Source organism: Alloprevotella sp. oral taxon 473 str. F0040 (assembly GCF_000318095.2).
In the GTDB taxonomy this organism is placed as follows: Bacteria; Bacteroidota; Bacteroidia; order Bacteroidales; family Bacteroidaceae; genus Alloprevotella.
The window spans coordinates 117,339-130,504 of the sequence record NZ_KB290716.1; the positions used below are offsets into that span (position 1 = coordinate 117,339).

The 13,166-nt window shown below is 49.1% G+C and carries 9 protein-coding genes; 8 read left to right on the plus strand and 1 reads right to left on the minus strand.

Features of this window, described 5'->3' with window-relative positions; translation table 11 throughout:
- Positions 1-26 precede the first annotated feature (26 nt).
- From panC to sprA, 8 genes are all read left to right on the plus strand, one after another.
- Positions 27-875, plus strand: coding sequence for a pantoate--beta-alanine ligase (panC, locus tag HMPREF9999_RS04670; protein WP_009437277.1), 849 nt, complete (start codon positions 27-29; stop codon positions 873-875).
- A 116-nt stretch (positions 876-991) separates the two neighbouring features.
- Positions 992-1,339, plus strand: a complete 348-nt coding sequence (gene panD, locus HMPREF9999_RS04675) for an aspartate 1-decarboxylase (RefSeq protein ID WP_044063122.1) — start codon at positions 992-994, stop codon at positions 1,337-1,339.
- Positions 1,339-1,920 carry a nicotinate (nicotinamide) nucleotide adenylyltransferase gene (gene nadD, locus HMPREF9999_RS04680; protein ID WP_009437279.1) on the plus strand — a complete coding sequence of 194 codons (582 nt, stop codon included), beginning with the start codon at positions 1,339-1,341 and terminating at the stop codon, positions 1,918-1,920. The genes panD and nadD overlap by 1 nt, the downstream gene beginning before the upstream one ends.
- Positions 1,921-2,177: 257 nt before the next feature.
- The gene (locus tag HMPREF9999_RS04685) at positions 2,178-2,897 is read left to right on the plus strand and encodes a phosphatidylserine decarboxylase family protein (protein ID WP_044063123.1); all 720 of its coding nucleotides are present in this window, start codon (positions 2,178-2,180) and stop codon (positions 2,895-2,897) included.
- A gap of 190 nt (positions 2,898-3,087) precedes the next feature.
- Positions 3,088-3,813 (plus strand): CDP-alcohol phosphatidyltransferase family protein, encoded by a 726-nt coding sequence (locus HMPREF9999_RS04690; protein WP_232301276.1) that lies wholly within the window; start codon positions 3,088-3,090, stop codon positions 3,811-3,813.
- Positions 3,814-3,878: 65 nt separating this feature from the next.
- Complete coding sequence (locus tag HMPREF9999_RS04695; protein WP_009437282.1) at positions 3,879-4,169, plus strand: DUF4834 family protein; 291 nt, start codon at positions 3,879-3,881, stop codon at positions 4,167-4,169.
- A gap of 313 nt (positions 4,170-4,482) precedes the next feature.
- Entirely contained in the window at positions 4,483-5,094 is a 612-nt protein-coding gene (gene ruvA, locus HMPREF9999_RS04700) for a Holliday junction branch migration protein RuvA (protein ID WP_009437283.1), read from the plus strand.
- Between the two features lie 92 nt (positions 5,095-5,186).
- Positions 5,187-12,674 (plus strand): cell surface protein SprA, encoded by a 7,488-nt coding sequence (gene sprA / locus HMPREF9999_RS04705; protein ID WP_009437284.1) that lies wholly within the window; start codon positions 5,187-5,189, stop codon positions 12,672-12,674.
- Between the two features lie 303 nt (positions 12,675-12,977).
- Here the strand turns inward: sprA and HMPREF9999_RS10715 are convergent.
- Positions 12,978-13,166: hypothetical protein (locus HMPREF9999_RS10715; RefSeq protein WP_009437286.1), on the minus strand; the 189-nt coding region annotated here is incomplete at its 5' end.

Genomic DNA, 13,166 nt, shown 5'->3' on the forward strand with positions numbered 1-13,166 from the left:
CTTTGCACGGCAATAATTGAAGCTATATGAAAATCATCAATACGGTCGCTGCATTGCAACATGCCGTGACTGAAGCTAAACAACAAGGACTATCCGTGGGACTTGTGCCCACGATGGGGGCTTTACATGAAGGACATGCCTCCCTCATTCGCCAAAGCGTGGCTGAAAATCAACTCACTGTGGTCAGCGTATTTGTGAACCCCACCCAGTTTAATGACCCCAAAGATCTTCAACACTATCCGAGAACCTTCGAAGCTGATGCACAACTCATTGCTTCGCTCGGGGGTGACATCGTCTTTGCTCCAAGCGTGGAAGAGGTATATCCGCAAGAAGACAAGCGTGTATTCTCCTATTCTCCCATTGACACGGTGATGGAAGGTGCGCGCCGCCCTGGACATTTCAATGGAGTGTGCCAAATCGTCTCTAAGCTCTTTGATATGGTGACACCCGACCGCGCATATTTTGGAGAAAAAGATTTTCAACAAATCGCCGTCGTGCGAGCTATGATGAAGGATCTGGGCTACACCTTCCAATTGGTGCCCTGCCCCATCGTGCGCGAAGCGAGCGGTCTTGCTCTTTCCTCTCGCAATGCCTTGATGAGTGACGAAGAACGCAAGTTGGCGACCAATATCTATCGCATACTCCGTGAGAGTGTTACCCTCTCGTCGTCACACTCAGTGGCAGAAACCCAACAGTTTGTTGTAGAACAACTCAATGCACTCGATGGCCTTGAGGTGGAATACTACGAAATCGTAAATGGCGAAACACTCCAAACAGTGACTTCATGGGAAGATGCTCCCCACATCCAGGGGTGCATCACAGTGTTCTGCGGAGCACGCCCCGTACGTCTTATTGACAACATTGCATACCGCTAAGCACTACATAGCGACATGCTGTAAATTGCATATTATTTTTTAGGCATTACTTATTATATATAATGAGTAATATATTCTTTGTTAGAGAAAAAACGCCTAATTCATTGCATCAAATTATGATTCTCAGTCTTCTAAAATCCAAAATACATTGTGCCACTGTCACGGAAGCCAATCTTCACTACATGGGCTCCATAACCATCGACGAAGCTTTGCTTGAAGCTGCTGGCCTCATTGCAGGTGAACACGTGCACGTGGTGAATAACATGAACGGTGAACGCATCGAAACTTATGTGATTCGTGGCGAACGCAACTCAGGATGCATCTGCTTAAACGGAGCAGCTGCCCGCCGTTTTCAAGTGGGCGATGAAGTAATCATCATGGCTTACGCTGGTTTCACACCTGAAGAAGCCGCAGGCTTCACGCCAAAAGTAGTCTTCCCCAACGCGCAAAACGCGCTTGACTGATGCAACGGATTGGTATCTTCGGGGGGTCATTCAATCCCATTCACCTAGGCCATCTTGCAGTTGCCAGAAAGGTCATTGAGCAAGGACTAGTTGATGAGGTTTGGCTCATGGTTTCCCCACAAAACCCTCTCAAACAAGCGGCCACAGACTTGATTCCTGAGCAAGATCGTCTCGCACTTGCTAGACAAGCTGTGGAGGATTGTCCCAAGATTCTCGCTTCGGACTTTGAGATGCAGCTGCCTCTCCCAAGCTACACTTGGCGAACTATGGAAGCTCTCCGAGAACGATATCCCAATTATGCATTTTCGCTTATCATCGGTGCTGACAACTGGGTAAATTTCTCACGATGGGCACACCACGAAGCCCTATTGGCAGAATATCCGCTGCTGGTTTATCCTCGTGAAGGTTATCCCATTGCTTCAGAAACATTGCCCCCAACGGTGCACGTCATTGACGCACCACTCTTCCCCTTCAGTAGTACCAGCATTCGCAATCTACTCGCTGACGGAAAAGACGTAGAAAAGATGATACCTGCTTGCATCATCGACGCCGCGCAACGCCTCTATGCTGCACCTCTGTGAGAGATAAAATAATTTTCATCTCAAAACATCTAAAACAGAGCGACAGCTCTGGTGCAGATAGTCCATCACTAGTGACACCAACAAGCAGCAAAAAACCTTGAAAATAGACACAAAGCCGTTCATTTGTGTCTATTTTCTGCATAAGTACGCACCATTGCACAGAAAATCATAATATAATCTGCAAGTTGCTTGCGTTATATTTGTACAATTGTTCAGAAATGCGTAATTTTGCAATACAGACTTACAAAATAAACCACATGTCCACACTCCGCAAAGTCAAACAACACCGACTTCACAATGAAGGGCGCACCACCCTTACCTTAGGAGGTATCGCCCTCGTTGCCATCGCAGCCTTGGACTATTGGCTGTTTTATCCCGAATACCCCATTCCTTTCTATATCATATTGGCCGTATTCATCATGGTCTACGGCATCATGGTCAATTTCTTCCGTTGCCCCGTACGCATCTTCCCTGGTGACACGCACAACGTAGTTGTAGCTCCAGCAGATGGTCGTATTGTCGTGATTGAAGAAGTTGAAGAAAACGAATACTTCCACGACCGTCGCCTTATGGTGTCGGTGTTCATGTCTGTAACTAATGTACATGCTAACTGGTTTCCAGTCGAAGGTACTGTCAAATTAGTGCGCCATCACAATGGTAACTTCGCCAAAGCATGGTTACCCAAAGCCAGCACTGAAAACGAGCGTAGCACAGTAGTCATCACCACTCCCTCTGGTCACGATGTCCTCGTGCGCCAGGTTGCGGGTGCAGTGGCACGTCGTATCGTTACTTATGCCACCGAAGACCAAACATGCAAGATAGACAACCACCTCGGTTTCATCAAGTTTGGGTCTCGTGTAGATGTTTATCTTCCCCTTGACACGGAAATTTCAGTAGAGATGGGGCAAGCTACCACTGGTAATAGCACCATTCTCGGTCACCTTAAAGACAAAAACACAACGACTCAGACAGTCTAAGTTTACCTCTTTTACACAACGCCCTTCGGAAAAACGGAGGGCGTTTCCGCATATTCCTACACGAAATACCCATTATAGCAGCAACTATCATCAAAACCAACGAGATACGATCTTCTGGCATGATGATTCTGTGCGAATGCAATATAAACTTTTCTCAGATACTACCATTTCTCTAAACAACTTTCTCCTCGTGAAAAGACATATCCCCAACCTCCTCACTAGTCTTAATCTAGTCAGTGGCTGCATTGCTTCCTATTATGCAGCAAATGCCAACTTAGAGTTCGCGCTTTACTTTATGCTACTCGGACTCATTTTCGACTTTTTCGATGGATTCACGGCTCGCCTGCTTGGAGTCTCTAGCCCTATTGGAAAAGAGTTAGATTCTCTTGCAGATGTCATCACTTTTGGCCTCACTCCTTCCCTTATGCTGTTTCACGTCTTACAGCTTATGTTGCCTTGTACTGGTGCTCCAGCATTCTGTCCAGCCCGATTGGTTCCTTATTTTTCCTTTGCCATCGCAGCCTATTCTGCTATGAGATTGGCAAAATACAATCTCGACACGCGACAATCTCACACCTTTATTGGACTGCCTACCCCGGCCAATGCTCTTTATTGGGCAGGAATCACCACCTATCTCAACCAAAATGATTTACCCTTCATCTCAGCACGCATCTTAGGAGCGATAATAGTGCTCGTCATAGCCTTCTCTTGCTGGATCATGATCAGTGAAGTTCCTATGTTTGCCTTGAAGTTTAAGAATTTCACCTGGCACGACAATAAAGTACGCTACGGCTTTCTTGCTCTTGTAGTTGCCATAGTAATAGCAGGAGTTACACTAGAAGTTTATGCCCTAGCTCTGTCCTTCCTTATTGTGCTGTACGCTTTAATCTCTCTTTGTGTCCGAGATAAGCAATAACGCTTATGGCACAATAGTTGCATATCACTAAGAAAATCCATTTAGTCATCTCAATTCAATAGTATATGGGAACATTCTTAGGCTGCCTTTTTGCCATTTTCATTGGTATCATCTTCTTCATTTGGGTACTCCTCAACCAAGGTCTTCGGTTCATCCTATCGCTTTTGGGCATTAAGTTGCCTAACTCCAAGACCTCTTTCAGAGAATACGCACAGCAACAAGGCCAACAAAACGCAAATAGCTCCCAGCAACAGCAAAATAGCTCGACACAAAACTCCTCAGATAGCGCCTCATCCAATGGTAAAATTTTCACGAAAGATGAAAGCGAATATGTAGAATTTGAAGACGTACCTTAAAGGTGCGTCTTTTTTTTGCCCAGAGTCACATATAGGTTTTATCACATCTCTACAAATTTCGAGGGCGTAGACCTTGAAAATAGGCATCACAGCGCAATTGTCATGCACTTTTCGCCCTCATCATTCGGCAGATACGTGCAATAATCCGTAACTTTGCACGTTATGTAATATGAGCTTTGCTATGAACTAAGGACAAGGGCTAAAAAGAGCCGAGGATTAGATTGTAATGACCTCCATATCCCATTCTTGTTTTGTCTATCGCATAAGCCATTTCATCAAGAGATTTTCTACATTCCAACGACGATTTCACGGTATGATCACTTATATCAAAGGCAGCATTGCCGAACTCACGCCCACCGAAGTAGTCATCGAAGCCGCAGGCGTGGGCTATTCCATCGCTATCTCGCTCAATACTTTTGCGGCACTCCAAGGCAAAGAGTCGGCTCGTGTGTATGTCACAGAGGTGATTCGCGAAGATGCTCACCTATTGTTCGGATTTTACAGCAAACAAGAGCGCACACTCTTCGAAGCTCTCACCTCAGTCAATGGCATTGGCGGACAAACAGCTCGCATGGTGCTTTCAGCATTCTCCCCCACTGAGCTAACAGAAATCATACAAGGCGAACAAACGGCCATGCTCAAGAGCGTTAAAGGTATAGGTCCCAAAGCTGCTGCTCGCATCGTTTTAGATTTGCGCGACAAAATCGGCAACCTCCTCAGCACGGGCACGCTCGACGTAGCCCCTGCTGCTGGAGGAGCCATCGCTGCCGCCGACAAACAAGTGGCCGAAGAAGCCATCTCAGCCCTCTCTATCCTCGGATTCCAACCTGCTACAGTGCGCAAGGTTGTTGGCAACATCCTTAAAGCGGAACCTGGACTCGACGTGCAGCAACTCATCAAACGTGGTTTGAAAGAAATCAAATAACCACATCGTCCAATGACAGCTTCGAGAACTGACATTCTTATCTCGTAGAAGTATCGTAACTCTTTTTACTCTTCCTCAAAAAATCAAATACAATGAAGCTCTTCTCTCCAAGTAAAGTCCAACATTGGGTCGCACTAATCGGTGTGGCTCTCTGCTGTGTAGCCACTTGGGGAGCTGTTCAGGCTACATTTGTGGCCCCTCGTGCAGAAAAAGCGGCAGAAAGTCCAGCAGCACAATCGGTGCGCGATAGCATTCTACCTCGACGTAACCCACAAACAGAGAGAGTTGTGCCTTTCACTGTGCGCCCCACAGCCAGTGCCACCACCTCTCCCGACAACCGCCATTCAGGCGACCTCAAAGACCCAGAGAATCTGACCACTGGATTGTTCTATGACGAGGTGACAGGCCTCTATAAATATGGCACAAAGATAGGTGAACACTTCGTTTTCTCCCCACTCTTCATGGGCACAGACGAAGTGATGCGAGAAGGTATCCGCCAGTCTATGATGGACTACTTCCGCAAGCGCAACAACGAAGAGTATCGCAGTCAGGGCAAGAACAAGTTTGACTTCACTGATATGCAGTTTTCTCTTGGCCCTGCTGAGAAAATCTTCGGCCCAGGAGGAGTGCGCGTGCGGACACAAGGTAGTGCAGAACTTAAACTCGGGGCGAATCACAGATGGACAGACAACCCTTCGCTCTCAGAACGCAACCGAAGTGTCTTTGGTTTTGACTTCAACGAGAAAATCAATCTTGCCCTCAACGGAAAAGTAGGTGACAAAGTGAACATGGACTTCAACTATAACTCAGAAGCCACGTTCAATTTTGATACACAAAACCTCAAACTTCGCTATGAAGGCAAAGAAGATGAGATCATCAAACTCGTAGAAGCTGGCAACGTGTCTATGCCCACACAGTCTTCACTCATCCGTGGCGGACAAAGTCTCTTCGGGCTTCGGACAGACATGCAGTTTGGTCGTCTCAAACTGCAAACCATGCTTGCGCAAAAGAAATCGGCAGCGCAAACTGTCAACTCACGTGGTGGAGTGCAACTCACCGACTTCGAGTTCTCCGCTTCCGACTATGACGAAAACCGACACTTCTTTCTGGCTCACTTCTTCCGCAATCACTACGACCAGTGGATGACACAACTCCCCAACATTCTTTCGGGAGTCACCATCAATCGCATAGAACTCTGGGTCACCAACAAGACGGCTGCCACCACCAACACGCGCTACCTTGTTGCCCTCACCGACTTAGGTGAAGCCAAAAAATACAACGACAAAGTCTGGATTCCCAATCAGAACGATGTAGCCCCTTCCAATCGTTCTAACAACGCCTATAACTTCATTCTCCAAACAGCTCCACAAGTGCGCGACATCACGCAGAGCAACGCCCAACTCGATGCAATGGACTTAGTGGGAGGTGAGGACTACGAAAAACTAGAAAGTGCACGTCTACTGAGCAGTTCGGAATACTCACTCAACTCGGCCTTAGGCTATGTGTCACTCAAGTCTACTCTCCAGCCCGACCAAGTGTTGGCTGTGGCATTTGAATATACTTATCGAGGACAAACCTACCAAGTCGGTGAATTTTCTACCGACGTCAAGGACAACACGCAGGCACTGCTCGTGAAATCGCTCAAGAACACAGCGAACACGCCTAAGATGGGCAACTGGAAACTGATGATGCGCAACGTGTATGCACTCGGAGCAACGGCAGTGCAACGCGACCGTTTCACTCTCGATGTCAAGTATTTGTCCGACACCACTGGTGTTTACATCTCCTATCTTCCCATTCCTCGCCTCAAAGACAAGCGTTTGCTATCTCTCCTCGGCTTGGACAACCTAGACAACAACGCACGTCGTGTGCCCAATGGCTACTTCGACTTCGTAGAAGGCTACACTATTGATGTGGCTTCTGGGCGTGTATTCTTCCCTGAAGTCGAACCTTTCGGGAGTTTCTTAGCCAATGTCATAGGAGATGCTGATGTGGCACGTAATTTTGCCTACACCGAACTCTATGACTCCACGCGCACCATTGCCAAACAAGTGGCAGAGCACAACAAGTTTGTCATCAAAGGCCGCTACAAAGCCACAAAGAGTGACGAGATTGTTCTCAATACTTCCGGCATACCACAAGGAAGTGTGGTGGTGACTGCTGGCGGACAAATCCTCACCGAAGGCACAGACTATACAGTGGATTATAGTGCCGGTGTCGTGCGCATCCTCAACAAGAGCATCCTCGATGCTGGAACCCCCATCCAATGCTCGGTCGAATCAAACACCGACTACGGTTTGCAGCGCAAGACCATGATGGGATTGAACTGGCAATACGACTACTCGCGCAACTTCCAATTCGGAGGTTCCCTCCTGCATCTCAGCGAGCAGCCTTTAACTTCTAAGGTGGCACTAGGTAGCGAGCCGCTCAACAACACCCTTTGGGGACTCAACATGGCATGGAAACAGCAAAGTCAGTGGCTCACAAATCTCGTGAACCGCCTGCCCTTCGTGCATGCCTCTGCCCCATCTTCCATCAACTTCACGGCAGAATTCGCACATCTCATAGCCGGACAAAACAGTGATGTACAAGGTCGAGCTTCCTATTTGGACGATTTTGAGAATGCCAAGTCCGAAATAGACATCTCCGCTCCTCAACAGTGGACTCTCTCGTCTGTCCCCTCCATGTTTGCGGAGTCACAACTCAACAATGATGTGCAATCTGGCTACAACCGCGCGCGCCTAGCGTGGTACACCATCGACCCACTCTTCACACGTCGCAACTCATCCCTCACCCCAGGTCACATCAAATCAGACTTGCAACAACTCTCCGATGCTCGTGTGAGAGAGGTATATGTCAGCGACCTCTACCCCAACAAGTCGTTGAACTACAAGGATGCAGCCACACTTCCTGTGCTCAATCTCGCATTCTATCCCAACGAACGTGGACCTTACAACCTCGATCCAGCCCTCGATCGTGACGGACACCTGTCTAATCCTACCCAACGCTGGGGAGGTATGATGCGCCGTCTTGAGACCTCCGATTTCCAAGCTGCGAATGTGGCCTACATCGAGTTTTGGATGATGGATCCTTTTACAGAAATCGATGGCAAAACCCCTAACTATACGGGTAATCTCTATTTCAATCTAGGCGAAATCTCCGAAGACGTGCTCCGTGATGGTCGCAAGTTCTACGAAAGCGGAATGCCCGTTGATGGCAATCGCTCGCAACTCACGCAAACAGCATGGGGATGGGTGCCCAACCAAAATGCAGTAACCTATGCATTCAACACTACTTCCGACAGTCGCCGGCTCCAAGACGTCGGATTCAATGGTTTGACCTCTGAAGAAGAACGCACCTTTGGCCCCTATGCCAAGTTCCTCGAAGACGTGCGCGGCCACGTGCGCCCAGAAGTTTACGACTCACTATTGCAAAGTCCCTCGGCCGACCGCTACCACTATTTTCGCGGAAGTGATTGGGACGAACGCCGCACGAGCATCCTCGACCGCTACAAATTTATCAACAATCCCAATGGTAACTCTGTAGCAGCTGAAGCTTCTCCCGAACGCTATTCCACAGCTTACAAGACCACGCCTGATGTGGAAGACATCAATCAGGACTACACGCTCAACGAATATGAAAAGTTCTATCAATATCGTGTGCAAATACGTCCTGATGCGATGCAAGTGGGACAAAACTACATCGTAGACAGCCGCACCATCAATGCGAAGACTCGAGATGGCAAGACGCCCGAAACGAAGTGGTATCTCTTCCGCATCCCCATCGAACAATACGAACGTCGCTACGGAAGCATCAACGATTTCTCTTCCATCCGTTTCATGCGCATGTTCATGACTGGCTTTGACCAGCCTGTCGTCCTTCGTTTGGCCACGCTCAACCTTGTACGCGGAGAATGGCGCGACTACGAACAACCTCTCTACACCACTGGACTCGGTGGACAATCGGGAGAAATGGTGGTGAGTGCGGTGAACTTTGAGGAAAACAACGAGAAAACACCTGTCAACTATGTGCTTCCTCCTGGCATCAGCCGCAGCATCGAACCCGGACAAGAGCAGGTGCTTGAAAACAACGAGCAAGCCCTCTCACTGACGATCAAGAACCTCTCCAGTGGCGATGCACGTGCTGTATATAAAAACACGCAGCTCGACCTCCGTCGCTACAAGCACTTGCAACTTTTTGTCCATGCCAACGCCCTCCCTGGCGACAAAGATTTGGCAGATGGTCAAATCAGTTTGTTCGTGCGTTTGGGTTCTGACTATAAAAACAACTTCTACGAATACGAGATCCCTCTTACGCTCACTCCCGAAGGTCGCTACGGTGGTGAGGTGGGTCGCCGTGCGGTATGGCCCAATGACAACATGCTCGACGTGGATCTCGACCTCTTCACCCGCTTGAAGGCGGGTCGCAACCGCAAGAAAGCACAAGGTTTGGCAACCTTCACACAGCTGTTCTCAGAATATGACCCTGCGCGCCCCAAGAATAAAGTGAGCATTCAGGGTAATCCTTCTTTGGGCGAAGTGCGCACCATCATGATAGGTGTGCGCAACAACTCGCGCGCTCCTCGCAATGTCGAAGTGTGGGCCAACGAACTCCGTCTGCAAGACTTTGCCAACCAAGGGGGATGGGCAGCTCAAAGCCAACTCAATATCCAACTCTCGGATTTGGCAACCGTGAATCTGAGCGGACACCTCGAAACGAACGGATTCGGTGGATTGGAAGAGACCGTGAGCCAACGTCGCAACGATGATCTTTCGCAATTCTCGGTGACCACCAACGTGGAAATGGGTAAACTGCTCCCCGAGAAAGTCAAGCTCACTGCCCCTGTCTACTACTCATACTCTAAAGAGGTGGTGACTCCTCGCTACAATCCCCTCGACACCGATATGCCGATTGCTGATGCGCTGGCTTCGTTGCCCACATCGGCTCAGCGCGATTCCCTCCGTGACCTCACCAATCGCGTAGTGGTGAACAAGAACTTCTCTGTTTCTGGCCTGCGCTTCAACCGCACCACGAAAGGAAGCCCCATGCCTTACGACTTGGGGAACTTTACACTTGGCTTTGCACAATCCACTCGACACACCGCAGGTACGACGACGGCGTGGGAACGCGACATGAACTGGAAGCTCAACTTTGCTTACACCTATTCACCTGGCCGTCATTCCTTCGAACCGCTCCGCAACATCCTCAAGTCAAAGTCGCCTTGGTTGCGCATCTTCAAGGATTTTGGCATCAACTACTTGCCACAAAGCATTGCGTTCAACTCCGACATTTCGCGCCATTACTACGAACTTCAAGAGCGCGACATGGAGAATCTAGAGAACAAAACGCTTCCGCTCACCTTCTCTAGCGACTTCTTGTGGAATCGTAGCTTCCAACTGCGTTGGGATCCTACTAAAAACATCCACTTCAACTTTGCCTCTGGTACGAATGCTGAGATTGAGCAACCTAATACGCCCGTCAATGAATCCCTATATCCCGACCGCTACACAGCGTGGAAGGACTCCATCACACGCAGCATCCTCGAACTCGGCCGTCCTCTCGCCTATCAGCAGAATGCCGAATTGTCGTGGAACATTCCACTCAACAAAATTCCTGTCCTCGACTGGATCACTGCCGATGCAAAATACGGAAGCACCTACAACTGGACACGCGGCATCGAGACCACCACAGGGCAATCCTTGGGCAACACCATTGCCAACCGCCGCGACATCACCGCCAATGGTCGTTTCAATCTGGAAAACCTCTACAACAAGGTGCCTTTCTTGAAGCGAGTGAATCGCAAGTTCTCACAGAGCAACAACCGCAACACGAAGCCCGAGAAGAAATTTTACGAGAAGGAAATCGTGCTTCGGGCGGACACCACCTTCATTGTTCCTCACAACCAAGGTAGTAAGAAGCTCCGTGTCGTAGCGATTCGCAAAGATGGCTCACGCTATGCCATCAAATACAAGGTGCTCGACATCAACCGCATCGAAGTGCTCTCACGCGGTGCAGACTCCCTCAAGATTACCGTGGCTGCTCGCAAACGCGTGGAGGAACAAACGTGGTATAAAGTGGCGGAACTGGGCGCACGTGGCCTGATGAGTCTTCGCAATTTCAATGTGAGCTATCGCAACAATGCGCAACTCTCTCTCCCAGGTTTCATGCCTAATGTGGGCGACATCTTCGGTCAAACTCACATGGGTAGCCTCTTTGCTCCTGGGCTCGACTTTGCCTTTGCCACAGCGGGCGAAGACTATGTGCAACGGGCAGCCGACAAAGGTTGGTTGCTCCAAAGCGACAGCATCACTACTCCTGCCACTCAAGCCCAAACGGAGGACTTCCAAATGCGAGCACAGATTGAACCGGCTCGCGATTTCCGCATCAGTCTCACATTCTCGCGCAATCACAATCGCAACAAGACCATACAATATATGTTTGAGGGAATGCCATCGCTCCAAAGTGGTACTTTCGCCATGACGACGCTCTCCCTCGGTAGTGCCTTCTCCTCTAGTGGTACGGCAGATAATGGCTACCGCAGTGCGCGCTTCCAGCAGTTCCTAGGTGCCCTCGATCGTTATCAAGCTCGACTACAACAGCGTTATGTAGGAACCACTTACCCTGCTGGACTAGGCTCATGGAGTGGACAACCATACAACCCCGAAAATGGCGTAGTAGGCAAGTATTCCAGTGAGGTGATGATACCTGCATTCTTGGACACTTACACTTCCATAGGTGGGTCTACCGACATATTCCCCATTCTGACGAAGCTCTTGCCCAACTGGACACTCACCTACTCCGGACTTTCGTCACTACCTGCCTTCAAACGCTGGTTCCGTGCCTTCAATCTCAACCACAGTTACCGCAGTCTTTACAATGTTGGTTCGTACAATAGTTTCCAAAGCTATCGTTCCGCAGTGGATGGACTCGGATTTATCAGCAATGTGGAGAATGGTCGTCCGCAACCTTCGTCACAATTTGACATTTCTACCGTGAGCATCAACGAGAGTTTCTCTCCCCTCTTGGGCGTAGATGCTACTTTCTACAACAACATGACCGCTAAACTGGAGATGCGCCGCACACGTGTGCTCACCCTCTCCATGGCTTCTCAGTTGCTCACCGAGACTCACTCCAACGATATTGTCGTGGGCATTGGCTATCGGGTCAACGATTTCAAATTTCCTTCCCTCAGTGGCAGTGGTGTAAAGGGTAAAGGTAGCAAAGCTCGTCGATCTGCTCGAAGTTCTTCGGCCAATGACTCCAACAGCAACAACAGTTTTTCTGATGGTGCCTCAGGTGGTTCTACCGATGGTTTTGCTCACTCGCTCAACTTACGGCTCGATCTCTCGTTCCGTGATCAAAGTGCGCTACAGCGCAATCTCCTCACCACCCTTTCTCAAGCCACGAGTGGCAACAGAGCGGTGCAAATCTCCTTCTCGGCAGACTATGCGGTATCGCGATTCTTCACCATCTCTGCCTACTACGAACGACAGATGAACCGTCCGCTTCTCACCTCTTCCGCCTTCCCCACCACGGTGCAAGACTTCGGTCTGAACCTCAAGTTCCAGTTGGCGAGATAGACATTGGCTCGTTCTCTCAAAGACTCTCCCAAGTCAATGGTCAAATTCCCAAGGTTTTACACCCAAGATTAGCCACAAAGCTCACCGAAGAATGGGTGGATAGGTGTTCCAAAGGACTTGTGATAATGCATCTTTGGGAATATCTTCAATGAAGCACAGTGTTTCCCTTTGTAGGAAGTCATAAACAAGCCGCGTGCGCAACAAATATGTTGCGCACGCGGCTTTTCTTTTTGGGGAATTGACATGGAGTTTATCGGTCATAATAAAAATCGCATCTATGGTTGTAACACCAAAGATACGACTTTAAGGAGCAAAAAATGACAACTTTACGCTATGAGTTTGCAAAAGCAGCCCATGCAGCAGCGGCGCGGTGGGCACTTGCTTCTCGTTCTCTTCGTTTGATTGAAGCCCACCTCTCAGCGCTCCACTTATCATGAGCTTCTTTCCTTTTCCGTTGAGCTTCTCGAAGCGCAAGCGTCCGTTGGAAGCGAG